The sequence below is a fragment of the Citrobacter sp. wls710 genome (assembly GCF_005281115.1).
GTDB classification, from domain to species: Bacteria; Pseudomonadota; Gammaproteobacteria; order Enterobacterales; family Enterobacteriaceae; genus Citrobacter; species Citrobacter werkmanii.
Genome location: NZ_SZXD01000020.1, coordinates 1 through 23778, shown reverse-complemented (window position 1 = coordinate 23778; position 23778 = coordinate 1). Strand labels below are relative to the sequence as shown.

The window sequence follows — 23778 nt, the reverse complement described above, 5'->3', positions numbered from 1 at the left end:
TGTCTGGTGATTCAGGGGGCCAGTCTAATATTATGTTGCTACAGGCTATTTATCACCTTATCAAAACAGACGTTATTGTCCATATTCAGCATGCTGAAGACTTTTGCAATATAGAAGAGCGTAAAGTAAAAGTGATAATTGATACGTTTAACAACAACATTTTCTATACCAGTATAGATTATCAACTGGAGAGGATTCAACCAGCTAAGGTTTTCATACTTTCGCCATTCAAAATCAAAAGATGCTTCGGAGATACCCCTGTTGTTTTTATCAATCGAAACGTTTCGCTGCATGCTTTTATTACTTTGCTGAATTGCGATGAAAATTGTGATATTTCTCCAGAACTATCCTTTTCTCGTCGCCAGCATCAAATTCTTACCTACATTTTGCAGCAAAAATCATGTTACTCAATTGCTCAGGAAATGCATATCTCATTAAAGACCTACTATTGTCATAAGTATAATATAATGTTGTTGCTGAAACTCAGGAAAATGAGTGATTTAGTACGACATCAAATATCCTGTTATCTGTAGTAACCAGATACAGGATGTCGTGTTTCGAGATTAGGATTAAATTGTTAAAGTGCAGAATTGGCAAGTATTGTATAGCACAGGTTTCCACGCCTGTATCTTTTAAAATAATAGTTTAATCCTATTCTTAAAAATAAACACTACATACAATAATAAAGCAAGTTATTATTGTATGTAGCATAATATTTATATTTATAACATTACTCCACAGAGACCTCTTTAATAGCAGGGTTTTTATTCAGCAAAGAAATCACCTGAAACACATCGATTTCTTTTGTGCACTCTAAATTTGCCGTAAGCACATAACATTCAACCGTATCTTTAGCCAGTGAACGCACTTGTATGCGATAACCCTGGTCAGTAATCCAGGCCAGAACAGATTGTGCTGCACCGTCTGCAATACGTATCCGTAGTTGCAAGTGATGATTTAAAAAGCGGTAGGTAAGTTGACGGAAGAACTCCAGCACGATGAGTGCCATAATCGTACCCACGATGCCGACTTCGTACATTCCGCTGCCGATGACCAGACCTATTGCTGCAGTGACCCACACATCCGCGGCTGTCGTTAAACCTCTAATGGTTTGTTTTTGGACCAATATATTTCCCGCGCCCAGAAAACCAACACCTGTGACAACCTGGGCTGCGATTCTGCTGGGGTCTAATCCAATATGTTCATGCCCAATAACATCATAGAAACCGTATTTAGAAACAATCATGAACATGGCACTGCCGATACCAATCAGTATATGAGTCCGTACTCCTGCTTCTTTGGCACGTATTTGACGTTCCAGACCAATTATACCACCTAAGAAACTGGCTAATATGAGTCGTAAAAGAAACTCTTCAGTCATAATGATTCTCTCTGTACTACAGTTATAACGGAAGTCATACATGCAGAAATAATTAAAATATGGTTACCTTAACCGTATTATTTAATTAATGACGATGTTCTGGCATTAATTCTTTATTTGGAACCAGAAATAACCATGATGAAATAACAAACGGCATGGTTAAGGTCGGCAGGCCAAAAGGCATTAAAAGCACATTCATTGCTGCCTGAATAAAAACCGTAAAGATAATTCCTGAAACAGTGTAAATAAAGACTTGCCAGCCAGGGTGATTGAAGACTGTGCCCAGTGCTACTGACGTGAGAACGGCGCTAAAGGCATACAATCCTGCCGCAATGTCGTGAGGATTGGCTCCCAGATAACAAGCAAGGAGTGTCGCAATAAAAGAACCAATGATGGCGTAACAGGCACATACGACAGATTCTACCGCCAGACCAGCAATGAAGAACAAACTAGCAAAGATCCCTGGGAATAAAAAAACTTGCGAGATCCCATGTAGTGTACCGTCTATAAAAAAGCTAATTGAGTAATGGTTTTGAGACTCTGCTATGTAATGTTGTGACAATTCAGGGGCAGGAAGGCCTGAGCCATAGATATTATGAAAAGCATAGCTGGCAAGTAGAATTACCCAGGTTGTCAGCACGAATGGGGCCGTTAGCGCAGCGACTTTCCATGTTTTTAGTATATCGGCAATGCATACCGTAGCAATAACTGATACAACACTACCAACGACCAGGCATAGCCACATTATTGGCGTCGCAGTTATAAATACAGGAATAGCGATGCCGACCAGACAGCCATTATAACTATAGAGACCATCCCGCCAACTTTTAACATCATGGGCTATTGCCCCTGTTATCGAAGCCAGGACAGTTCCGATTATACACCCCCATGCCGCTAAAGGGTTGTTGTTGTTATAAGCAGCAATAAATATAGCAATAAAAAAAAGTAATCCTGTGATGGGATTATTTTGGAACATTACCTGAGCACAACCACGTAATGATATATCAATAATTTTGAGTGAATAATGCTTATCCGCATTGTTCTTCCAGAATAACGAGATGGGGTGTGTTGTCATCATTATTTACCAGTAGAGATTGTAAAGGATATCATTTTTTCCAGATAAACGGTGGCGGTAATTCTGCATTCAGAACGATTTTTCTTACCATAGCCCAAACCTTGCGAAGATGTTCTTTTACAATGGCACTGTCATTAGCGAGTATCTTAAATACCAGACCAGATTCTGCTGGTAGTGTTGACATACCATAGCAACAATCCTTGCCATAATAGGGAGGGAAAACTGTCAGAATGGATGATATGTTTTCTATTGGAGTTAATATAAAAATGGTGCCGAGAACCTGAAAATCTCCCATAACTCCGATATCTGTCATTGGATGCTCTCTGGGTTTTAGCGCAATTTGCTCCTTAAAAACAACGTGTCCGGACTCATCTTTTGCAGTTACAGTTGATGAATAATAGTCAAAACCGTTCAGCTCATTTTCATGGTGATAACGACGGCCAGGTATAATGATTTCTGAATAAATAAGGGTTGCGCTTCTTTTATAATCAATCACGGTATCATTAATAAATTTTGCGTTGCGGTGCAGAATTAAAGGGTCGGGTAGATATTCCAGATAAGCATTTTCGTTCAGCTGGATAATTTGAAGCTGAGCCCCATAATTTTTATCCATGGAATGCACTTTGGTGGCTGATTGGGTACTAACGCTGGCGAAAGCATTTTCACCCACATTAATAGATAACACCATGCGATCCCCTTGTAGCACACAACCTGAAGTTGAGATCACGGTCACGCAGGGAAGAACGGGCAGCGCTTCGTCATGATACAAGGCCTTTTGTGCAAACAACGGTGTTCGTTTTTCCATACGATGAAGAATGCTTTTTCTCCCGGAACGGGTAAAGCTGAGATATAAAAAACCATCCTTCCCGATCGCTCCGCTGGGCATTTGCTCGGGCTGCTGACGATATTCTACAGGGATCTGCTTCTCCCAACACATCCGGGCCTTTTCCACCAGATTATTCAAATTCTGTGGGTGAGTCATCCAGCTTTCCTTTAATCGTGTGGCCAAATAAAAAATCACGCTCAATCATGTCGACAAGCTGCTCAATACCTTCACCCGTTTTACAGTTAGTTAAAACATAAGGGCGACTATTTCTGACATGACGGGTATCCGATTCCATTACCTCTAGACTGGCACCGACATATGGTGCTAAATCAATTTTATTGATGACCAAAATATCCGCCTGTACCAGGCCAGGACCATTTTTACGTGGGATTTTTTCCCCTTCAGCCACGTCAATGACATAAATATAAAAGTCGGCCAATGCGGGGCTGAAAGTGAGGGTGAGATTATCACCACCGCTTTCTATCATTATTAAATCGCTATTTGGAAATTTTTCTTCCATTTCTTCAACGGCAGCAATATTCATACTGGGATCTTCACGTACAGCTGTATGTGGGCATGCTCCTGTTTCAACGCCAATGATTTTTTCTTCTTCTAATATTCCTTTTAATGTTCTTTTGACCTGCTTTGCATCTTCTGTTGTAACAACGTCATTGGTTACGATCAAGGGTTTATATCCACGATGAATAAGAACAGGAGTAATAACTTCAATAATAGCCGTTTTTCCTGAACCTACGGGACCGCCAATACCTATCCGGGTAATTTTCTTCATTACAAACCTCAGTTAATTCATAAATAGACGTACATGGGCATCGACGTGGATAGCCGCCAGAATATCGACTACCGGAGAAAATGAAGACATTTCTTCCGGACGGGTGTTAAGCGCCATTTCAGCATAATCAGGAAAAAGTAGCGTGGCTTCAGCCATGATTTTTTGGCTATCCAGATGCGTAATCCTCATCAATCTTTGCGCCGCACTCAGAATAGTCATCGCTACACCATAAAAATGCATGACCAGCATAACTTCTTCATTAAGCTTTAAATGATGCATCAACAAGGCATGAGAGACAGGATAAGTGCCATTAACTCGGCCCTGACGAATTTGCTCAAGCCACCAGTTAAATACCCGATCATGGTAAATAGCCGCTGCAAGCTCAGTTAGTTTTTTACCCATTCTTTGGGTCATCAACCGGGATTCTGGCGATAGTTTTCTACTGATCACATCATTATCAATAGAGATAAGCTCACTTAACTTGTTATTGTGGCAGGCACGCATGCTTTGTATTTGCGCGACTGCATCACATTTTGCAGATTGCAATAGTGCTGTACAGACATATTGTTTGAGGGTCTTGTGGTCATAGACAATTCCGCATGAAATAGCAGACTCAACCCCGCAGGAAAAAGTAAATGCCCCGACAGGAAGGACTGAATCTCCAAACTGCAGTATTCGTGCAATGTTCAGTAATCTATGTGAACTATCTGGCATGTTCGGCAACCCTATTACGTTAGTGATCAATGTGTACATGTGTATGCGCTTCTTCAGTACCGCCAAATAGAAGTCTGGATTCAGATGGGGTTAAGAGTGGAATGACTTTTTCACCTTCAGTGAAGTAATACTGACCCTCGGTGTAACCATGAGATTTCATTACTGAAGCCAACATCTTGTCGGCCACTACAATGGGAATAAAAACGCAGTATCCTTTTATGACGGCCTTCCAGTGCTGATTCCCTAGAGCATGACCTAATTCAAAAGCACGGGTGAGAAGGTCGGTAATTTTCTCTACGCCAAATAATCCAAGGTCAACAATCATCACGCGTCGGAGCTGTATTTTTACAGTAAGTAAATAACGGTTATTTTTGTCATATAAAAGAATGTCGCCATCATTAAGACGGAGATGACGGTCCAGAGATAAACCGATATCGTAGCCGAATTGACTTTTTTTACGGCAACGACTTTTTTGTGCCTCCCATTGTTCGAGTACCAGCACATCATGTTTAATACCCTCAGCAGAGAGATCAAGCTCGCCACGAGAATTGATATTCCCGAGAGTTTTTTCAATTAAGTACATTGCTTTTTTCCTATTAACCAAAGAAATATTTTTGATTCATTACCGCAGTTTGAATGGGTTGGCAGGTTGCATGTACACCATCAACTTTGACGGCGAATGTCTCTGGGTTGACGTCAATTTTTGGGGTCGCATTATTTCTGATAAGGTCGTGTTTACTGATATTTCGACAGTTTTGAACTGCGACAACCTGTCTTTCAAGGCCCGCTTTTTCTTTAACGTCATCATCAAAGGCTGCCTGTGATACGAAGGTAAGACAGGTATCCTGCAGGGTTTTTCCCATTGCACCAAACATAGGACGATAAAATACGGGCTGAGGTGTAGGCAGTGAAGCATTAGGATCACCCATCAAAGACCAGTTGATCATTCCACCTTTAATAATGAGTTTCGGCTTGGCACCAAAAAATTGTGGTTCCCAGAGTACCAGGTCAGCCATCTTACCCACTTCAACAGAACCAATAATATGGCTGACGCCTTGTGTAATGGCTGGGTTAATTGTAATTTTGGCGACGTATCGGAGAACACGGAAATTGTCATTTCCTGGATTATCTTCTGGCAATTTTCCGCGTGCTGCTTTCATGGCATGTGCGGTTTGTACCAGACGAAGCCAGTTTTCGCCCGCACGTCCCATAGCCTGAGAATCACTGGAGAACATCGCTATGACGCCCATATCATGCAGGATATTTTCTGCTGCAATGGTCTCAGGACGAACGCGGCTTTCTGCAAATGAAACATCGGCGACCACGTTAGGATTGAGGTTGTGGCACACCATAATCATATCGAACAGTTCTGCCTGGCTGTTGATCCCAAAAGGTAGCGTTGGATTGGTGGAGCTTGGCAGGACGTTTGGTTGGCTGGCGACCTTAATGATATCCGGGGCATGACCACCGCCAGCGCCTTCTGTATGAAAAGTGTGAATTGTCCTTCCTTCAAAGGCGGCAATCGTATTCTCGACATATCCTGCTTCGTTGAGACTGTCAGTGTGTACAGAGACCTGAATATCCATAGCATCGGCGGTGCGAAGCGCATGTCGAAGCGCATTTGGTGTAGCGCCCCAGTCTTCATGTACTTTTAGCCCAACAGCACCGGCAATGATTTGCTCTTCGAGAGGCGCTTTATTGTATGCATTGCCTTTGCCCAGGAGACCAATATTGACCGGAATTCCTTCCCATGCGCGTAACATAGCGCGCATATTCTTAGGACCGGCAGTCACTGTGGTTCCATTCGTACCATCAGTGGGTCCTATACCTCCACCGAAGAAGGTGGTAACGCCGTTAGATAATGCCGCATAAGCTTGCTGAGGTGAGATGAGATGAATGTGGGAGTCGATGCCTGCCGCAGTCAGAATTAAATGCTCGCCTGAAATAGCATCCGTGCTAAGTCCAACCGTCATCCCCGGCGTTACACCAGACATAATTGCGGGATTACCACTTTTACCAATACCCGAGATCAGCCCATCCTTGATGCCTACATCCGCTTTAACTACACCAAGTTTTGCATCAACTATCGTGACATTTGTAATAACCAGATCGAGGACACCCAGGTCACGGGAATACTGATTATTCGCGCCCATTCCATCACGTAGAGATTTTCCTCCGCCATAGACTGATTCGTCACCATAACCACGTAAATCTTGTTCGATTTCAATATATAAATCAGTTTCGCCTAAACGAATTTTATCACCGGTCGTAGGACCAAACAGACTGGAATATTCCTTTCTGGATATAGTTGGCATAAGAGCTCCTTAGCTGGGATTGTTTGGCATTTTGAAGCCGGCTTGCCGAGCATTATCAATAAGTGATTTCAGTTTTATTGGATCATTTATGACGTCAGCGAGCTGTTGACCGGTCATATCGACAAGATTATTAAAGCCAAAAATATCGTTATTACCACTATAGGGGATGAGTTCTACCTCTATTTCATCACCCGGTTCAAAACGTATTGCGGTAGTGGCCGTAATATTTAAACGTTTACCCAGTGCACTTTCACGATCAAACTCTAGTTCTTTGTTAACCTCAAAAAAATGAAAATGTGAGCCTACCTGAACAGGGCGATCTCCCGTATTCTTGACACGTACTTTTGTTACAGGTTTCTCTGTATTAAATGAAACAGGAGTATCGTTTAAAACGTAGCCACCATAGGGTACAGGTATTGCGTTTTTATCTTCAGGCATAGTTCGTTTCTCCTGCCATTAACGAATAGGATCGTGCACAGTTATCAGTCTGCTGCCATCGGTAAAAATAGCTTCAACCTGTATTTGTGGGATAAGATCTGCGACACCTTCCATGACATCATCTTTACTCAGAATATCTCTTGATTTATTCATAACGGTTTCCAGATCATTTCCTTCTCTGGCACTCTCCATGGCTGTTGACGCAATAATAGCAACGGCTTCTGGATAATTTAGTTTTATTCCTTTTTCTTTTCTACTTTGAGCCACACTGGCAAGTGAATAAATCATTATTTTCTCTATTTCTCTGGGGCTAAGTTTCATTAATTACTCCTTACCTGAAGGGGCATATGCATCTTCGCCAAATGCTGAATAATCAGGAGATTGGCGCGCGTCATTGATTGAAATCCGCACCGGGGTAACTTTGTTAATTATCCATAAAATGAGCAGAGTAAAGATAAAAGACCATATGCTGGTAATCAGTACTGCGGCGAGTTGTTTCGCCACCTGTAATATTCCACCGCCTTCCAGCAATCCTGATGGCCCTTTGCTGTTCCAGGCCTGAGAAGCAAAAACACCGAGTAAAATAGAACCAGTAATGCCACCCATACCATGTACGCCAAAAACGTCCAGTGCATCGTCGACATATTTTTTAACGAGCAGTGCGCAGTAATAGCAGATAAAACCAGCAATAATGCCAATAAATGCGGCAGATTCAATTGAAACATATCCTGCTGCAGGTGTTATGGTGGCTAGACCTGCGACGGCCCCGGTCAGGAAACCTACGAACTTAGGTTTGCCGGTGTGCATTTTCTCAATTAATAGCCATGTTGCTCCCGCAAAAGCAGCAGCAATATCGGTGGTGACAAAAGCGGAAACGGTAATAGTGTTAACCTGCAATTCTGATCCAGCGTTAAAACCATACCAGCCAAACCAGAGCAATCCTGCACCCAGAGCGATATAAGGAATGTTATGGCTACCATCGGGTTGAATCACTCGTCGCCCAACGTATAAAGCGGAAGCCAGTGCCGCGAATCCGGCTGTTGCATGGACGACAATACCACCGGCAAAATCAACCACACCCCATTTAGCCATTACGCCTTGTGGGCTCCAGACCATATGCACAAACGGACAGTAAACGAATAATGTCCATAGAGTAATAAATATCAGATATGCCTTGAATTTTACTCTACCAACAAAAGCGCCAGTAATCAGGGCTGGGGTGATAATAGCGAACATCATTTGGTAAACAAAATGAACCAGAAGGGGGATCCCTGCGTTATTACCGGTAAACAGCGTGTTGGCATTGATATTATGTAAAAAAGCATAGTGAAGTGGATCGCCGATAATACCATTAAGACTAGGGCCGAAGGCTAAAGAATAACCGACAGAAAACCACAGTATTGCTACCCAGCTCATCGATACAAAACTTTGGAACATAATGGTGAGTATGCCTTTACGCTGGACTAAACCACCGTAAAAAAAAGCAAGCCCCGGTGTCATTAACATGACCAGACTAGTGCACAACAGCATAAATGCTGTATTAGCTGGATCCAGTATCTGAAACTGTACAGGTAATATTCCCATATACCCTGTGCCCCTTGCTTAAGGTTTAGAAAGATGATGTGCTTTAGCTATTCTGAGTACGAAGGGCTAATCACTACTTGTTGTTTTGACAGATAATTATCTATCTTTGAATGAATACAATTTTAATTGCGGGTTATGTTTGCAATATTCAATAACTTGTGGAATGCTGGTAAGATCTGTTTCATTCAAAGAGACAGAGTCTCCTCCTTTATAAACCGTTTCTTCATTAAGCATCCACCATGCGACAGGAAGCATTGCTTTGGGATTCAGATTGATAAACTCCTGACAGGTCATTTTGTCAGGGCTGTTTTCTGCCGAATGCGCCAATGGGATACTTAATATTAATAATGATAATAGAGGAGTTAATGTGATGAGTACGCGTTTCATATATAACCTCGCGGTGTATTGAATCAGATTTATTTACTGAAGCGGGAACTGCTGGGGACAGCCCTCGCTTCAGGGATATCAATAAATAAAGTTATTGGTGTTGGCTTTACTACAGATCCTTTTTGATTTTGTCCCACTCACTGTCGGCTTTTTTCTTAAAATTGGCTTTTTTATCCTGCATACATGCTTGAACTAGCGCAGGAGTCACAGTTTCAACGCCTTTAACATCCAGTACCGCATCTTCCGGTTTGTCTTTCTTATTCAGGGCCTCAGCAAAGCCAACTACGGTGGGTTGGAAGGTGGCGTCTGTGGCAAGAAAATCTTCACATGTCCACTGGCTGACTGGTTTGTGACTATCAGCCGCCTGACTTAGCGCAGGGATAATGAGTAGAGAGCCAATGACAATGCTTAATGTTTTATTCATCTAAGGTACCTCTTGTTGTATCAATTAATATCGACGGGTGGAAAGTCTCATTGCGACTATTAATATATATCCTGGAATCGCATAAGTGTCATATTTTGAATGGGGCCGATTTTTTTATATGTTTAATATTTTCTTTTTGTTTTAAAGGGTTGCACTTTGTTTAAGACGAAGTTATCAGACTATATTATTAACGATGTGTTATTTATTAATGATATTTAGCATAAATTAATGTTGTCAGTAGAAATCTGGCTAACAGGAGAAGCAAATGTTAAATGTGACACGAGATATTTTATCTAAGCTTGACGATGACGTGCTGGTTAAACAGCGGAGATTTCTTAAGTTTCTGGCATGCCTGATGTTCTTAGGTGGTATACTTTTTATTCTTTTTCCATATGTATCCGGAGGTGTACTGAGTATTATTGTCGGCGTAATTTTGATGTGTAGCGGTGTGGCATTGGCGATAGGTATGTTTAAGAACAGAGTGCATAACTTTTGGCCCGTTGTTTCTGGGGTAGTCGTCAGTATTGCATATTTTTTGATGGGCTATTTTTTCATTACGGCACCCGAGTTGGGAATTTTTGCTATTGCAACCTTTTTAGCGTGTCTGTTTTGTCTGGGAGGCGTTATTCGACTGACCACATTTTTTAAATGGCGTAAAGATAAAAAAGTATGGTTGCATGGGGTGATCGGTATTTTGGATCTTTTTATTGCATGGTGTTTTATTACTGCTGCACCGCAGGCATCGATTTATATGGTGTCAATGGTAACGGGTATTGAACTCATGTTGAGTGGGATTAGCTGTGTATTTATTGCCAATCAGTTTCGTAAGCCATAGCATTACAGCCTCAGATAATGTTATCACCAGACCCCGGTAACGGGGTCATTAAGATATAAAAAAACTGCCCTTGCGGGCAGTAAAAATGGAAGCATAGCTAAATGTGTTCTCAGGGGGCAGTATGTGCTGATGCCTCTATAATCATAAATAATCTCGTGATATATTTCAAAAACTATCGTAATTACATTTTATAAATATATCCTAATCATTATTCCTGGCTCCTGTGGTTGTGGCTATTTTAGCGAATAAACGATGTATAACAATAAAGAATACGGGAACAAAAAATATCGCCAGGATGGTTGCTGCTATCATCCCGCCCATAACTCCTGTTCCTACCGCATTTTGCGCACCCGAGCCCGCACCATGGCTGATAACCAATGGAAGCACGCCAAGAATGAATGCCAGAGAGGTCATCAGGATCGGTCTTAGGCGCATACGTGCTGCATCCAATGTTGCTTCGATATCGCTTTTCCCCTGTTTTTGCATAATCTCAACGGCAAATTCCACAATCAAAATTGCATTTTTGGCGGATAACCCAATCGTGGTCAAAAGACCTACCTGAAAATAAACATCATTGGTTAATCCGCGTAGCCAGGTCGCTAGCAAGGCTCCAACAATACCAAGTGGAACAACCAGCATTACGGCAAATGGAATTGACCAGCTTTCATAGAGTGCAGCCAGACACAGAAAAACAACAATGATTGAAATAAAGTACAGCATAGGGGCCTGGTCGGTGGATAAGCGCTCCTGATAAGACATTCCTGTCCAGTCATATCCAATACCAGCAGGTAGCTTTTCGATGAGCGAGACCATAAATGCCATGGCATCACCGGTACTTTTACCTGGCGCGGCTTCACCAAGAATCTCCATCGAAGGAGAACCGTTATAGCGTTCAAGACGCGGTGATCCATAGGTCCATTCTGTATAGGCAAAAGCGCTAAACGGAACCATATCACCTGATGCGTTACGAACATACCAACTATTAATATTTTCCGGCAACATGCGATAGGGGATGGCGGCCTGCACAAAGACCTTTTTGACGCGTCCGTTATCCAGAAAGTCGTTGACGTAGCTGCTACCAAAAGCGGTTGAGATCGTTTGATTAATATCGCTAAGAGAGACTCCCATCGATTCTGCTTTTGCTGCATTGACCTGTACCCTGAACATGGGGGTATCTTCCAGTCCATTGGGGCGAACGCCGACTACCTGTTCGGGATGCTGTTTTGCCATTCCGAGGAGCTGATTTCTTGCCTGAGTGAGTTTTTGATGACCCAGACTGGCTTTATCAATAAGTTCCAGATCAAACCCTGAGGCCGTTCCTAGTTCGGGTACGGCGGGTAGATTGAAAGGATAGACGATAGCCTGATTGATTGTACTTAGTGCTTTAGCCGCACGTTGAATAATTGCATTAATACCGTCAGTACTGGCTGTGCGCTCAGACCAGGGCTTCAGGCTGACAAAAGCCAGACCGTTGTTCTGACCTTGTCCACTGAATCCAAAACCGCTAACCGTAAAGACAGATTCCACATTCTTTTTTTCCTGTTCCAGGTAGTAGCGGTTTATATCTGCAAGTACTTGATTGGTTTTTACCAGCGTCGCGCCAGGCGGCAACTGGGCCATGGTAAGCAAAACGCCCTGATCTTCCTCAGGTAAAAACGAGGTCGGAATGCGCAGAAAAAGCACTATCATGGTAATAATAATTAGCAAATACAGAAAGATATATCGAGACGTTACTCGCACTATTTTGCGTGTACTGTCGCTGTAATGTTGAGTAAAACGCTCAAAATACTGGTTAAACAACGCGAAAAAACGTGGTGGAGAGTGGGGGGAATCTGGATGAACCGGCTTGATCAATGTGGCGCACAGTGCGGGTGTTAATGACAATGCGGTTAATAAGGAAAGCGCCATGGCGGCAACAATAGTCACTGAGAATTGCCGGTATATTTCTCCGGTGGAACCACCCAGTAACGCCATTGGTATGAATACAGCCGAGAGGACAAGAACAATTCCCACCAGTGCCCCCTGAATTTGCAACATCGATTTATGTGTGGCTTCTTTTGGCGAAAGGTGTTCTTCGGCCATCACACGTTCAACATTTTCGACAACCACAATAGCATCATCAACAAGCAGGCCAATAGCCAGAACAAGGCCAAACATGGTCAGAGTATTGATGGTAAAGCCGGCTACAGCGAGCACTGCAAATGTGCCTAATATCACAACAGGGACTGCAATTGTTGGAATAAGTGTTGCCCGAAAATTTTGTAAGAATAGATACATAACGATGAAAACTAAAACAATGGCTTCAACCAGCGTTTTAACTACTTCTTGTATCGATATCTGAATAAAAGGGGTTGTGTCATAGGGATAAACTGTTTTGAGCCCAGAGGGAAACCAGGGTGAAAGTCGGGATATTTCCTCTTTTACTAATTTGGCGGTATCAAGGGCATTCGCGCCAGTCGCTAATTTAATCGCAATTCCTGCTGCGGGGTTCCCATTATACTTCGCAACCGTGCCGTAACTTTCAGCGCCCAGCTCAATATGGGCAACGTCGTTCAGGGTGACTCGTGATCCATCCTGTTGAACTTTCAGAAGAATATTTCCAAACTCCTCAGCATTTTGCAGTCGGGTCTGAACGATAATGGAGGCATTCAGTTGCTGACTCTTCGCCTGAGGCGCACCACCTAATTGCCCTCCGGATATTTGGTTATTTTGTACTTTGACTTTTTGAATGATGTCCTGAGGGACAAGCTGGTATTGATTCAGTTTTACTGGATCGAGCCAAATACGCATGGCATGCTGTGAACCAAATAACTGAATGCTACCCACTCCTGCGATTCTACTGAGAGGATCTTTGATATTTGACGCGACATAATCGGCAATATCGTATTGGTTAAGCGAACCATCATCTGAAATAAATGCGGCAACAAGTAAAATGTTGCTACTTGCTTTATCAACACTGATACCTTGTTGTTGTACTTGCTGTGGAAGTGACGGCATCGCCAACTGGAGCTTATTTTGTACCTGGACCTGAGCGATATCTGGATTGGTTCCCGATTCGAACGTGAGGGTCATGACCGCATTACCGGAGGCATCGCTGGTAGAGGACATATACATTAATCCATCCAGGCCATTCATATTCTGTTCAATAATCTGCGTCACCGAGTTTTGCACGGTCTGTGCATCCGCGCCTGGGTAAGTCGCGGTGATGGTTATCGCAGGTGGAGCAATGCTGGGGTATTGGGCGATGGGCAATTGAGTGATGGCAATAATGCCGCTTAACATCATGATAATAGCAAGAACCCAGGCGAAGACTGGGCGCTCAATAAAAAAATTCGCCATAGGGAAGACTCCTGTTACCCGGCCTTACTGAGGTAAAGGGGGATTTGATTCAAGAGGGGAGGGAAGGGCGTGAGCTTTAATGCCTGGCCGAATATGCTGGAGACCAGAGACAATTACTCTGTCGCCAGGGCGTAATCCTGACGTCACCAGCCATTTATCTCCTATCGCTTTTGCGGCCGTGATTTCACGCAACTGGACGATGTTCTCGGCATCGAGAATGAGCGTTGTCGCTTTGCCGCTGGCGTTGCGGGTGACCGCTTCTTGCGGAACCAACAATACATGGTGCTGGATGCCTTCATTAAGTACAGCAGTAACATACATGCCGGGTAAAAGAGTATTATCAGGATTTGGGAATATAGCTCTGAGCGTAACTGATCCCGTTGTTTCATCTACTGTGAGGTCAGAGAATTGCAACTTACCCGTGTGGGCATACCGCTTACCGTTATCAAACTCCAGTAAGGCCGTCACCTCCCCTTGGCTTTGTTCAATTACGCCTTGTTCCATGTCAGTTTTTAGCTTAAGAAAATCATTAGCGGACTGGGTAACATCGACATAAACCGGATCAAGTCGTTGAATCGTGACCAGTGCTTGTGCCTGGTTGGCGGTGACTAACGCGCCGATGGTGACTGCGGGTTTTCCGCTTAACCCGCTCAGTGGTGAAGTGACGCTGGCATAGTTCAGGTTGATTCTGGCACTTTGTACTGCCGCTTTTGCCACTACGAGGTTTGCCTGCGCTTCCTTTGCGTTAGCTTGAGCCGTGTCATAGTCCTGTTGGCTGACATAATTTGATTTTAGTAATGTTCTATAACGATCTAACGTTAAACGGCTGTTATCCGCAGCGGATTGAGCCTTCGCCAGATTACCCTTCGCTCGATCCAGTTCTGCCAGCAAGGGGGCAGAATCAATCTGAAACAACTGCTCTCCTGCATTGACCTTACTGCCTTCTTTAAACTGACGACTGAGTATGATTCCACCAACTTGAGGGCGTATCTCGGCAATTTCGAAAGGAACAATGCGCCCTGGTAATTTGCTGGTGATATTTATTGATTCAGCCTGCAGAGTAATAACACCCACATCCGGTACTGCGGGTTGTGGAAGCGTATTTTTACTGTCGTCACATCCGCCGATGAAGAGAAGATTAAGCAGGCCAATTACCGCGAATTTTCGTTTTATCTGCATCATATCGCTCACATAAATTTCACGAGAGTTTGCGGTTTATTGACACCAATAGGCAATAAACGACGCAACTAAGAAGCCGATATAAACGGCGAGCAAGGAAAACAGTACATGAACGACAATTTCTGTACTGGCCCAGATATAATCTTCGTTTTGCAAATGTGAAAAAACCTCCTCTGAAAAGGTTGAAAAGGTCGACAGACCACCACATAACCCAGTTGTGATCATCAGTTTAACTGCTGGTGAGAATGATGTAAGTCGTGTAAAAAATACCGTAGCAAAGCCAATAATGAACCCAGCAATTATGTTTGAGATGAGAGTACCTGGCGGCAATAAAGGAAAAAAAGCATCTAATCGCTGAGAGATACCCCAACGTAAAGCACTTCCTATACCGCCACCAATCATAATGGCAACTAATGATGTTAGCATATATCCTCAATTTCCTAATTAGAGTAAAATATTACTCATTTGCATGCTAAAAGTAAGGTGATATTTTTAGAGTGACAAGATCGCTTATTCGCCTAAGCTTTAGCTTAAGCATAATGTTGAATTTTTGAATACGCAGCGTCTGCTCAGAGATGTTAAGTGATTGGGTGATGTCATTCATGTTTTGCTGATTGATGATCGAATTAACAAGTTTCAGCTGATTATGCGAAAGTGCCACATTCGGTTTCTGATATGAAATTTTTTCATCTATGATGAGTGAGAGCAAGTTCACAAGTGGCTCTTTTCTATTTACAAACAGTAAAGGCGATGCGCTTTTCAATTTACTAATTTGAAAAGGGGCAAGGATGATGATTCTTTGCACAGCAATGTGATTAAGCAGTCTGACCGTAACTTCATCTATAATATTATTGTGATAAGTATCAATAACTACTCTTACAGTGTGACCGATGTCATTAAAATTAATATCTGAAAGTTGATTGATCTTGATGATTTTTTCCTTTTCCTGTAGGTGAATAATACCCTGGAAAAGGAAAAAATCCTTTGTGATGATGAAAATCATAACAATGCTCCTTTGGTGCATATATCTAGTTATAATGTTTGTAAAAATAGGGTTTTACATTAGCGATTGAGGTTGAAGATGCAGGAGATAGTTATTCCATACTATGTTTATTTAATGTTATAAACATAATCTATTTTTCTGATTAATCCAGATGTAAATCTATATAATAATCCTAAGTAAAATTCTCAGTGCTATGAAATAATTGGTTTTTATATTTTGGTATAAGAAAATTCCTGGCGCAAAATACCAATTAGATATTGGTATGAAATATTATGTTTTATGTTATCCAGGATTAATTTATATAAAGCTAACTTGTAGAATATCTTCTGGAACATTAGGATAAATATGTCACTTGTATTGGTGACGAACTTGAGACTCCTATACAGACTTTTGCTGGCGATAACTTCGCCAGCTTTTTTTATTTATATTCAACAAGATAAAAGGTGAGCGATATATGCGGTAATGCCTGGGAACGTAGATTTCCAGGCATTGAAGAGTATGGACAGAAGAAAATTATCGAATGTTAAGGAGACAGTGTTTTCTCTACTTCTAGTGGTGGATCGTACCATCCCCAACCGGGATACATCATACCATTCCAGTCGGCTGGCCAAACTGGCCCAATACCGTAGTCAAAACCTGGTGCCGGCATAATACGCGTTTCTTCTTGCCACACCTGATAACCAACAATATTCATTGTAACAAAAGGATAGATGGAATTACCAACCCGGCCAGTACGACTCCCCGTCAGGTTGCCCAGTACGGTAACATAGTGATTGCGAAAGTTAACCGGATCGAGAAACATTAAGCTTTTGGCCAGTATCCGTCCCTGATATTGTGCCCCAATTTCTGGCTGCGCATTATAATTAAGCGGCAGTACAGCTATTTCGAGCAACGTTTCTTGAGGCTGATTAACGACATTAATAACGAGGCCTCCTAGTCGAACCTGTTGTCCAACATAGAGGCCAGGGGTTTGCTTCAGTTTTAGAAAATCTTTTTGCAAGTCTGGTTGATTATTACCTTTAATCGATGCAGGAATAGTGCTACAACCAGAGAGAAAAAGTGTAATCGCGGTGAGCGCGATATATGGTAATTTCCCAGAGGTATAAACCTTTAACATATCACCTCCTTAAATAGATTAAATGTAAGGTTAAATAGAACAGGCTTATAATAAAATTACACGACTCTCCCTTATCAAGAGAATCGAGTTTTCAGGTAGGAATAATTTATAAATGACTTATTTGTATCATGGCATTTAGTTGTAAATGTCCGCATTGATAGTTTTGTGTTCAGCATGTCCTTCAGTTGATGTAATTACGTAGTATTTGCCACCTTTTTCATCTACTTTTTTGCTGAGCCCATCGTCAGTCATTGTGAATCCATCTTCAGTTACGCTAATCTCTCCTATTTTGGTATATTTGCTTGCCTGTTCTGGTGTAATTTGCTCTGCGGCATATGCTGAAAATGCGATTACCGAACCTAACAATACAATGATACTAATTTTTTTCATAAGTTGATTCTCTTATAGAGTAATGGTGAACATTAATTATGTTAGATAACTTATTTTTTTATTCAATGTAAAAGTGAGTTTATTACCGATGCCACGTTTCTGGAGGTGATTAATTAGTTGATCTAAATATGTTTTTTGATGAATTGTTGTTTAATATAATAATCCTAACGCTGGATTCCAGTTACGATCTGCAAAGAATATCGATTGTTTTCTCTATGAACTAATTATACCCGCAGGGGCAATTAAGATTTCAGCTGATTACTGAGGCTTTCCCGTTAGCGGTCCTGGACAGGAACAATAATTACGTTATTTGGATGGAAAGAACAATATTCTATAAATTATTAAATCGCAAAATATAGATCTGAAATTATTGATAGGATAGGTGTTTGTTCTGTGCCGCGTAATCAAATAGAGGTATTCTTTCTGATATTAAACCTAAAAATACCCATCCTTCTTTTTAAAAATTTTAAAGTGCAGCTATGTCACGCCGATAACCATGACGAAAATATGGATAAGGGAGGTAAGTGGCATGTGGTGGGTTTATCGAATGCCGATGAAAATGAAGTTAATAATCGCGCTGCAACCACTATTATTGGCGTTATGTTGGTTTGCTGGTTCAGGAATATGGACGCGCATCGAAACAGAACGACAGATGGAGAATATTGCCCAACTGACAGCCCTCGCACGCAGTGCCGGAAATGTGGTGCATGAACTGCAAAAAGAGCGTGGAATGAGTGTCGGATTTCTTGGGGCCGAAGGGAAGACGTTCAAAGATGAACTAAATGCGCAACGGGCGTTAACCGATCGCGAGATCGAGATATTTGTGCGTTCGCTGTCCGATACTGCCTTACAGGCAGGGGATGTGACCAACTCTGTCGCCGCGTTTAAGAAAAATATTCTGTCGCTGGCGACAATTCGGGAAAAGGTGACGCAATTGGGTCTGCCAGCCTCTGAGGTGGTTAAGTTTTATACTAGCGTTATTGCTGATGTACTGCATTTTGTTGGCCGGTTGGGGACGTTGACGGATTCCGGCGAGATGGCGAATTCATTTGCAGCCTACTACAACTTGCTGAATTTGAAGGAGCAAGCGGGCATTGAGCGAGCGCTGCTGTCAAATATCTTTTCCTCTGGTCATTTCGCCGACGGACAATTACATCAGCTTAGCGATGTGGTCAGTAAACAGAATGTCTGGCTGGCACAATCATTGCGCCTGAGTTCACCTGAACAGGCCGCCATGCTGAAAAGTCGCTTACAATCCACCGAAGCTACACAAGCGCTTTCATTACGCGAAGCTGCGTTTAGCCATGCGGCGAACGGTGGATTTGACGTCGATCCTACTGTCTGGTTTAAGGTACAAACCCAGCGTATTGAAGTGATGCGACAGATAGAAAATGTGGCGGCGAATCTTCTATGGGAGAGTGCGATAAAACTCGCGCAGGATGCACGTAAGAACTGGCAGATATATATGGCCGTGAGCCTGCTGGCGCTACTGGCATCATTGGCGTTCGCCGGGGCCATCGCACTCAATATGCACCGTCAGTTCAGCGACACGCTAAGCAAGATTGCGGGTATGAACGGCGATCTGACTCAACGTCTGGCGACGCCAGGGAAAGACGAGCTTTCTTCACTCAATCGCGCCTATAACACGATGCTGGAAAATATTCAGCACATCGTACAGGAGATAAAACAAGGCTCTCTGGTGCTGTACGATGCCAGCAGCAGTATCACGGCGGGAAATCAGGATCTGGCCCAGCGCACCGATGAACAGGCCGCATCGATTGTAGAAGCCGTGGCCAGTATGGAACAGCTCTCGACGACGATTACGCAAACGGCGGACAATGCCCGCGAAGCGGAGCTCCTGACAATAAGATTGGAAAAAGAGGTTCGCCAGGCAAGTAACGTCGCCAGCGCGGCAAACCAGAGTATGGGAGAGATTCGCTCCTCCAGTGAGAAAATCTCAAATATCGTTACTTCAATTGATGATATTTCCTTTCAGACGAATTTGCTGGCGCTGAATGCAGCTGTTGAAGCGGCACGCGCCGGAGAGATGGGCAGGGGGTTTGCGGTAGTTGCCAGTGAAGTGCGTAACCTTTCACAGCGCTGTGCTAAAGAAGCGAATCAGATCCGTGAGCTGGTGGCGCAGAATATGGTAAAAATCAGCGAGGGCGTTGAGCGGGTTACAGCGTCAGCTACCGCGCTAAAAGCGGCGGCGGATAATACCACCAGTATGAAGCAATATATCGGCGATATCGCCCGGGTGGCGACGGAACAATCGCTGGGTGTTTCCCAGATAAACCAGGCGTTGAGACCCATGGAGCAGGTCACGCAGCAAAACGCGGCGTTGGTTTCTCAGGCCGCGAATGACAGCCAGCGGCTGGATAATCTCTCCGTAACCATGAGGGATCTGGTTAATCGTTTTGTTGTCTGACATAAAACCGCTATCCCGATCCGGCAAAGGTGTCGGATCGGGAGGGCTCATTACCTCAGGATGAGCCTTATTCTATTAACGTAGCGCCAAAACTACCCTTCGCCGGGCATACAACGTTACCGCAGACAAGTGAAAATCGACATTTGCTGTCCGTAACGTTCGGGATTTGAGTTCTTTCATGGTGATACCACGAATATGACCTTCATCTATCAGTTTCTTAATCTCCGCCGTGCTGAGTAAAAGCTGGCGCTTTAATATCGATAGCGCACTGATCTGAAAAGCACAGGTAAGCCTGATGCTGACGGCGAAGTGCTGGTCAATATTGATGCTGGCCTGCCATTGCTCCTGAACACGAAAATCAGGCTTACCCGCAAGCTCAGCGTTGTTTCGGCTCAGAGTGGCTTTATCATGAGAATAATAGTGAGCCGTACTGGCATCGTTCGTGATAAACCGATGGTACAGCTCTCGATTAATTTTGCTGATGTGAAACCGTGAGAACAGCGAGATATTCCACGTATATTCACAATGCGTGCATTTATAAATGCTCCAGATATCGAGCACTTTTTTTTGTGAATTAACCCTGAAGGCACCGGAAGGTGCAAACTCGCGTTTTATATTGCATGCGGGACAGCGTTTGGTAATTCGCTGGTACCCGGCAGGAGTGACAGTCCATGTGACTTTCATACCGTACCTTTTTTAACCCAAATAAATTCGGATCCGTATTGAACGAACCATCGTTTTTATATGAGAAAAATATTTGTTAGATATTTTTCAGTGGGTTAAGAAAAGATTTCTAACACGGTGACCCTGTCCGCCAGCCAATGAATTCCGTGAGATTAGCAGTGTGATAACAATTAAGTATATGAGTTGAGTCAATATTCGTTATGTTGCCGGGCTTTCGATAGTCGTCTGTCGCTGGTAAAGTGAGCAGCAAATACCGAATGTGGCCAGAAGGGAATGCCGTGTGACCGGACGTATTGATTATCAGGCTGAAAAGTACAACTTTACAGAGGCTGCTGAAAGTTCTCGTCTTACCGGCCAATGGGCTGACGTCATTGCGGAATGTCGGGAAATGAAGGCCGGCCCGGAAGAGCGTTTGCGTATTGCCTTACTGAACGTGGACTATGTGACCAGCTTTGAGCTGCCTTTTCGGTTGTTATTACTTCGCACCCCGCAATTGATTGCCAGCGTGCGTGACGCGCTACAGCTTAGCCAGAAAAACGTCATCTTCAATGGTAAACGCTTTGGGTGTGTATATACCCTGAAAGCGAGCCTTGACGGTATTCCGGATGAATTTCAGTACCGGCTGTCGCATCGTATCCGGCGCATAGATCCAGAAGGGTTGACCGAAGCCCCTTACCAGCAGATCGCAAAAGCGGTGAAATCTCCACGGGAACGCCTGAAGATGGCGCTCGAATCAGGACTGGATGTCACGGCGTTGGACGGGCTTTTCTGGTTTGGCAGCCAGCGTATAGCGGCTGACGTACTGAGGCTGCGAAAATCAGGGATGCGGGTAGCGACGGGTCAGACAATGGTGTCTGATAATCTCACTGCAACAGTGAGAAATGTTCCGTTTTATCGCCTGGCACAGGGTTGAGCTGAAGAGACATTTCTCTGCCGTTTTGGGTCACAAGATAAAGGGTTTTTAGCAGAGGATATGAGCGTTCAGAGTGTCCCCTGCAGACATCACATAATGGACGTAACTACAGGGGAAATAAGAGGATTTGTAGAAGTGAAGAAATTTATGCCCGCATTTATGCCCACAAAGGCAAATCATGATGCGTTTTTCAGAGGGGATTGGTAGCTGCGTTTCCAGTTCTGGTAGTCGCCGTACATCCATCGTGATGTGCGACCAAGTTTGATTGGCTTGGGGAGTTTTCCGGCATTAATCTGCGAATAAAAGTACTTCGCCGTGTAGCCAGCATCTTCGATCATGAACTTCATGTCAATAAGAGAGTCGTCGCGTAGTTCGCGCATAGGTTTCATCTCCGGTTTGGAAATCGAACAGTGAATGTTGGTTACAGCAAGCAGTCATCATCGAGTGTGAGACTGTGTGATTCCATGATCTCTCCTACTTGGTAAACTTCCAGATAATAGGGAGTAAGTGTAAAAATCTTCCTACTCTTGAATGGCTATCTGCACGATGCATAACCCATCTGGTAAACATAATTGGAGCAATATGCTCCTTCTTTGCTCCATCATCACATGATAATTTGACGCAACATGGCTCAGAATGATGTGCGATGTAAATTCCACCACTCCCATCAATGGTCACTTTCTTTCCGTAGTGCTGAACTATATTCATGGTTTTCTCCAGGCAAAAAGAACCCGGCACTATTGGCCGGGAAAATGGATAACGTGGCAGTGCATTCGCACCCAATAGCCAGCTCATAACTGGCTATCAGTTGCGTCATTTTAAGTTGTGCTCTTGCAGAGCCTCACCCAGACGAACAAGCCAGCGCCCTAATTGCTCCATGGCTTCTTCTTTTGTCTCATGCAGGTCGGAGTGGATATTCATTGAAACCTGGTTGAGATGTGTCATCGGTCGATACTCGAGTTCGATGGGCCAATCGACGATTGTTGAATGTTCCTGCGAGGAGTGACTAATAACTGTGTATTTGCTGTAGTCCTCTAGACCATTTTCGTCTCGCTTAAATTCCTCAAGACGAATTGATGTCTTCCCCATAATCTCTCCTCATGCCGCCCGCATAGCGCGGAGGCGTTTTAAGTATTCTGCTGTTTCAAGTTCGGCGCGTATCTGTGCCGCCTCGTGTGGGTCGAGGTGCTCGAAATCGTTATTAAAGCGGTCTATTGAAGCGGTGTTGATCCGGCCCTGTCGCCAGTAGTGGACTATCTCTGATGTGACGGAATGAATTAATACCGGCCACCCGGCATTGTCAGCGTATATCTTACCCCGTTGAATTAGCTGGAACATTGGATTCACCTTTAATGAAGATTATCCAGTGGGTTTTATCGTTCTTCCCGGTGCGTTGGCCGATGATTGGCTTAACGTCAGTCAGCGCCAGAATCTGGCTGACTGGTATCTGAGTTTCATTCCATTTGAAGATAAGTACGCCGTTTGGCCACAACACCCTAAATGCCTCAGCGAAACCGGCGCTAATGTCGTCACGCCATGTTTCTTTATTGAGTCGCCCGTACTTTTTCCCCATCCATGCGTTATCGCCTACGCGCTCTAGGTGAGGAGGATCGAACACGACGACAGGAAATGAGTTATCGGAAAATGGAAGGGCACGGAAGTCTGCAATAATGTCCGGGCTAATAACTAGTTGACGACCATCGCAAAGGGTGTGTTGCTCGGCGCGAATATCGCTGAATACAGCGCGATCGTCCTGCTTATCGAACCAAAACATGCGGGAACCACAGCACATGTCTAAAATTGATTGCTGCATCACATCCTCCCAATCTTCTTACGCAATTCCATTTCACTCTGGCACTCCACACACATAGTGCATCCCGGATACGCTTTCCGGCGAGCCTCCGGCAAATTGTCTCCGCATTCCTCACAGTGCGTTGCTGATACTGCTGAGTGGTT

Annotated in this window: 28 protein-coding genes; 4 read left to right on the top strand and 24 right to left on the bottom strand. The window is 43.6% G+C overall.

The features are described 5' to 3' along the window. Positions 1-533: helix-turn-helix domain-containing protein (locus tag FDX14_RS06240; RefSeq protein WP_137349208.1), on the top strand; the 533-nt coding region annotated here is incomplete at its 5' end. A 197-nt stretch (positions 534-730) separates the two neighbouring features. Here FDX14_RS06240 and FDX14_RS06235 read toward each other — a convergent pair. From FDX14_RS06235 to hdeA, 12 genes are all read right to left on the bottom strand, one after another. Then, positions 731-1381, bottom strand: a complete 651-nt coding sequence (locus FDX14_RS06235) for an MgtC/SapB family protein (protein WP_042307003.1) — start codon at positions 1379-1381, stop codon at positions 731-733. An 85-nt stretch (positions 1382-1466) separates the two neighbouring features. Continuing rightward, complete coding sequence (gene yut / locus FDX14_RS06230) at positions 1467-2456, bottom strand: urea transporter (RefSeq protein WP_137349209.1); 990 nt, start codon at positions 2454-2456, stop codon at positions 1467-1469. A 31-nt stretch (positions 2457-2487) separates the two neighbouring features. Continuing rightward, a complete protein-coding gene (locus tag FDX14_RS06225) occupies positions 2488-3438 on the bottom strand; it encodes an urease accessory protein UreD (RefSeq protein WP_137349207.1) in 951 nt (316 codons plus the stop codon). Continuing rightward, the gene (ureG, locus tag FDX14_RS06220; protein WP_137349206.1) at positions 3413-4072 is read right to left on the bottom strand and encodes an urease accessory protein UreG; all 660 of its coding nucleotides are present in this window, start codon (positions 4070-4072) and stop codon (positions 3413-3415) included. The genes FDX14_RS06225 and ureG overlap by 26 nt, the downstream gene beginning before the upstream one ends. A 12-nt stretch (positions 4073-4084) precedes the next feature. Further along, on the bottom strand, positions 4085-4786 hold the full coding sequence (locus tag FDX14_RS06215; RefSeq protein WP_042307211.1) for an urease accessory protein UreF: 702 nt from the start codon (positions 4784-4786) through the stop codon (positions 4085-4087). A 19-nt stretch (positions 4787-4805) separates the two neighbouring features. Further along, positions 4806-5369, bottom strand: coding sequence for an urease accessory protein UreE (locus tag FDX14_RS06210; RefSeq protein ID WP_042307008.1), 564 nt, complete (start codon positions 5367-5369; stop codon positions 4806-4808). A gap of 13 nt (positions 5370-5382) precedes the next feature. Beyond that, a complete protein-coding gene (locus FDX14_RS06205; protein WP_137349205.1) occupies positions 5383-7101 on the bottom strand; it encodes an urease subunit alpha in 1719 nt (572 codons plus the stop codon). A 9-nt stretch (positions 7102-7110) separates the two neighbouring features. After that, positions 7111-7539, bottom strand: coding sequence for an urease subunit beta (locus FDX14_RS06200; protein WP_042307012.1), 429 nt, complete (start codon positions 7537-7539; stop codon positions 7111-7113). A gap of 18 nt (positions 7540-7557) precedes the next feature. Beyond that, complete coding sequence (locus tag FDX14_RS06195; protein ID WP_061382138.1) at positions 7558-7860, bottom strand: urease subunit gamma; 303 nt, start codon at positions 7858-7860, stop codon at positions 7558-7560. Between the two features lie 3 nt (positions 7861-7863). Beyond that, a complete protein-coding gene (locus FDX14_RS06190; protein WP_042307016.1) occupies positions 7864-9123 on the bottom strand; it encodes an ammonium transporter in 1260 nt (419 codons plus the stop codon). A 96-nt stretch (positions 9124-9219) separates the two neighbouring features. Beyond that, complete coding sequence (gene hdeB, locus FDX14_RS06185; RefSeq protein ID WP_137349204.1) at positions 9220-9510, bottom strand: acid-activated periplasmic chaperone HdeB; 291 nt, start codon at positions 9508-9510, stop codon at positions 9220-9222. Positions 9511-9619: 109 nt separating this feature from the next. Continuing rightward, positions 9620-9934 (bottom strand): acid-activated periplasmic chaperone HdeA, encoded by a 315-nt coding sequence (gene hdeA, locus FDX14_RS06180; RefSeq protein ID WP_042307020.1) that lies wholly within the window; start codon positions 9932-9934, stop codon positions 9620-9622. 265 nt (positions 9935-10199) lie between these two features. Between hdeA and FDX14_RS06175 the strand changes: the two genes are divergently transcribed. After that, the gene (locus FDX14_RS06175) at positions 10200-10769 is read left to right on the top strand and encodes an HdeD family acid-resistance protein (RefSeq protein WP_137349203.1); all 570 of its coding nucleotides are present in this window, start codon (positions 10200-10202) and stop codon (positions 10767-10769) included. 201 nt (positions 10770-10970) lie between these two features. Here FDX14_RS06175 and FDX14_RS06170 read toward each other — a convergent pair whose 3' ends face one another. From FDX14_RS06170 to FDX14_RS06145, 6 genes are all read right to left on the bottom strand, one after another. Beyond that, complete coding sequence (locus tag FDX14_RS06170) at positions 10971-14108, bottom strand: efflux RND transporter permease subunit (RefSeq protein ID WP_137349202.1); 3138 nt, start codon at positions 14106-14108, stop codon at positions 10971-10973. Between the two features lie 24 nt (positions 14109-14132). After that, the gene (locus tag FDX14_RS06165) at positions 14133-15287 is read right to left on the bottom strand and encodes an efflux RND transporter periplasmic adaptor subunit (protein WP_077949304.1); all 1155 of its coding nucleotides are present in this window, start codon (positions 15285-15287) and stop codon (positions 14133-14135) included. 36 nt (positions 15288-15323) lie between these two features. Further along, positions 15324-15713 (bottom strand): fluoride efflux transporter CrcB, encoded by a 390-nt coding sequence (gene crcB / locus FDX14_RS06160; protein ID WP_137349201.1) that lies wholly within the window; start codon positions 15711-15713, stop codon positions 15324-15326. Between the two features lie 46 nt (positions 15714-15759). Beyond that, positions 15760-16290, bottom strand: coding sequence for a helix-turn-helix transcriptional regulator (locus FDX14_RS06155; protein WP_042307025.1), 531 nt, complete (start codon positions 16288-16290; stop codon positions 15760-15762). 523 nt (positions 16291-16813) lie between these two features. Continuing rightward, positions 16814-17407, bottom strand: a complete 594-nt coding sequence (locus FDX14_RS06150; RefSeq protein ID WP_061382134.1) for a Slp family lipoprotein — start codon at positions 17405-17407, stop codon at positions 16814-16816. A 135-nt stretch (positions 17408-17542) separates the two neighbouring features. Next, the gene (locus FDX14_RS06145) at positions 17543-17797 is read right to left on the bottom strand and encodes a YdgH/BhsA/McbA family protein (RefSeq protein WP_042307030.1); all 255 of its coding nucleotides are present in this window, start codon (positions 17795-17797) and stop codon (positions 17543-17545) included. Positions 17798-18326: 529 nt separating this feature from the next. Between FDX14_RS06145 and FDX14_RS06140 the strand changes: the two genes are divergently transcribed. After that, positions 18327-20225 carry a methyl-accepting chemotaxis protein gene (locus FDX14_RS06140; RefSeq protein WP_042307032.1) on the top strand — a complete coding sequence of 633 codons (1899 nt, stop codon included), beginning with the start codon at positions 18327-18329 and terminating at the stop codon, positions 20223-20225. A 75-nt stretch (positions 20226-20300) separates the two neighbouring features. Here FDX14_RS06140 and FDX14_RS06135 read toward each other — a convergent pair whose 3' ends face one another. Beyond that, positions 20301-20909: a DUF1062 domain-containing protein gene (locus FDX14_RS06135; protein ID WP_137349200.1), complete on the bottom strand. Its 609-nt coding sequence runs from the start codon at positions 20907-20909 to the stop codon at positions 20301-20303. Between the two features lie 280 nt (positions 20910-21189). On the opposite strand from FDX14_RS06135, the gene FDX14_RS06130 reads away from it, so the two are divergent. Continuing rightward, complete coding sequence (locus tag FDX14_RS06130; RefSeq protein ID WP_137349199.1) at positions 21190-21822, top strand: ECs1377 family protein; 633 nt, start codon at positions 21190-21192, stop codon at positions 21820-21822. Between the two features lie 176 nt (positions 21823-21998). Here the strand turns inward: FDX14_RS06130 and FDX14_RS06125 are convergent, their stop codons facing one another. The 5 genes from FDX14_RS06125 to FDX14_RS06105 all read right to left on the bottom strand — a co-directional run. Further along, positions 21999-22202 (bottom strand): helix-turn-helix transcriptional regulator, encoded by a 204-nt coding sequence (locus tag FDX14_RS06125; RefSeq protein ID WP_137349198.1) that lies wholly within the window; start codon positions 22200-22202, stop codon positions 21999-22001. Positions 22203-22635: 433 nt separating this feature from the next. After that, positions 22636-22911, bottom strand: a complete 276-nt coding sequence (locus FDX14_RS06120) for a hypothetical protein (RefSeq protein ID WP_137349197.1) — start codon at positions 22909-22911, stop codon at positions 22636-22638. 9 nt (positions 22912-22920) lie between these two features. After that, complete coding sequence (locus FDX14_RS06115) at positions 22921-23160, bottom strand: DUF4222 domain-containing protein (RefSeq protein ID WP_137349196.1); 240 nt, start codon at positions 23158-23160, stop codon at positions 22921-22923. After that, a complete protein-coding gene (locus FDX14_RS06110; protein ID WP_170973577.1) occupies positions 23135-23635 on the bottom strand; it encodes a class I SAM-dependent methyltransferase in 501 nt (166 codons plus the stop codon). Before FDX14_RS06110 ends, FDX14_RS06115 begins: the two co-directional genes overlap by 26 nt. Next, positions 23635-23778: TraR/DksA C4-type zinc finger protein (locus FDX14_RS06105; RefSeq protein WP_137349194.1), on the bottom strand; the 144-nt coding region annotated here is incomplete at its 5' end. The genes FDX14_RS06110 and FDX14_RS06105, both read right to left, overlap by 1 nt.

What these genes read in the sequence shown, in the direction of transcription:
- FDX14_RS06235 (WP_042307003.1), bottom strand. Translation starts at nt 1,381, where the DNA reads ATGACTGAAGAGTTTCTTTTACGACTCATATTAGCCAGTTTCTTAGGT.
- FDX14_RS06205 (WP_137349205.1), bottom strand. Translation starts at nt 7,101, where the DNA reads ATGCCAACTATATCCAGAAAGGAATATTCCAGTCTGTTTGGTCCTACG.
- FDX14_RS06145 (WP_042307030.1), bottom strand. Translation starts at nt 17,797, where the DNA reads ATGAAAAAAATTAGTATCATTGTATTGTTAGGTTCGGTAATCGCATTT.
- hdeA (WP_042307020.1), bottom strand. Translation starts at nt 9,934, where the DNA reads ATGAATAAAACATTAAGCATTGTCATTGGCTCTCTACTCATTATCCCT.
- FDX14_RS06125 (WP_137349198.1), bottom strand. Translation starts at nt 22,202, where the DNA reads ATGCGCGAACTACGCGACGACTCTCTTATTGACATGAAGTTCATGATC.
- FDX14_RS06175 (WP_137349203.1), top strand. Translation starts at nt 10,200, where the DNA reads ATGTTAAATGTGACACGAGATATTTTATCTAAGCTTGACGATGACGTG.
- FDX14_RS06150 (WP_061382134.1), bottom strand. Translation starts at nt 17,407, where the DNA reads ATGTTAAAGGTTTATACCTCTGGGAAATTACCATATATCGCGCTCACC.
- FDX14_RS06190 (WP_042307016.1), bottom strand. Translation starts at nt 9,123, where the DNA reads ATGGGAATATTACCTGTACAGTTTCAGATACTGGATCCAGCTAATACA.
- FDX14_RS06210 (WP_042307008.1), bottom strand. Translation starts at nt 5,369, where the DNA reads ATGTACTTAATTGAAAAAACTCTCGGGAATATCAATTCTCGTGGCGAG.
- FDX14_RS06215 (WP_042307211.1), bottom strand. Translation starts at nt 4,786, where the DNA reads ATGCCAGATAGTTCACATAGATTACTGAACATTGCACGAATACTGCAG.
- FDX14_RS06170 (WP_137349202.1), bottom strand. Translation starts at nt 14,108, where the DNA reads ATGGCGAATTTTTTTATTGAGCGCCCAGTCTTCGCCTGGGTTCTTGCT.
- FDX14_RS06135 (WP_137349200.1), bottom strand. Translation starts at nt 20,909, where the DNA reads ATGAAAGTCACATGGACTGTCACTCCTGCCGGGTACCAGCGAATTACC.
- FDX14_RS06195 (WP_061382138.1), bottom strand. Translation starts at nt 7,860, where the DNA reads ATGAAACTTAGCCCCAGAGAAATAGAGAAAATAATGATTTATTCACTT.
- FDX14_RS06140 (WP_042307032.1), top strand. Translation starts at nt 18,327, where the DNA reads ATGTGGTGGGTTTATCGAATGCCGATGAAAATGAAGTTAATAATCGCG.
- FDX14_RS06155 (WP_042307025.1), bottom strand. Translation starts at nt 16,290, where the DNA reads ATGATTTTCATCATCACAAAGGATTTTTTCCTTTTCCAGGGTATTATT.
- crcB (WP_137349201.1), bottom strand. Translation starts at nt 15,713, where the DNA reads ATGCTAACATCATTAGTTGCCATTATGATTGGTGGCGGTATAGGAAGT.
- FDX14_RS06165 (WP_077949304.1), bottom strand. Translation starts at nt 15,287, where the DNA reads ATGCAGATAAAACGAAAATTCGCGGTAATTGGCCTGCTTAATCTTCTC.
- FDX14_RS06225 (WP_137349207.1), bottom strand. Translation starts at nt 3,438, where the DNA reads ATGACTCACCCACAGAATTTGAATAATCTGGTGGAAAAGGCCCGGATG.
- yut (WP_137349209.1), bottom strand. Translation starts at nt 2,456, where the DNA reads ATGACAACACACCCCATCTCGTTATTCTGGAAGAACAATGCGGATAAG.
- hdeB (WP_137349204.1), bottom strand. Translation starts at nt 9,510, where the DNA reads ATGAAACGCGTACTCATCACATTAACTCCTCTATTATCATTATTAATA.
- FDX14_RS06115 (WP_137349196.1), bottom strand. Translation starts at nt 23,160, where the DNA reads ATGTTCCAGCTAATTCAACGGGGTAAGATATACGCTGACAATGCCGGG.
- ureG (WP_137349206.1), bottom strand. Translation starts at nt 4,072, where the DNA reads ATGAAGAAAATTACCCGGATAGGTATTGGCGGTCCCGTAGGTTCAGGA.
- FDX14_RS06120 (WP_137349197.1), bottom strand. Translation starts at nt 22,911, where the DNA reads ATGGGGAAGACATCAATTCGTCTTGAGGAATTTAAGCGAGACGAAAAT.
- FDX14_RS06200 (WP_042307012.1), bottom strand. Translation starts at nt 7,539, where the DNA reads ATGCCTGAAGATAAAAACGCAATACCTGTACCCTATGGTGGCTACGTT.
- FDX14_RS06110 (WP_170973577.1), bottom strand. Translation starts at nt 23,635, where the DNA reads ATGCAGCAATCAATTTTAGACATGTGCTGTGGTTCCCGCATGTTTTGG.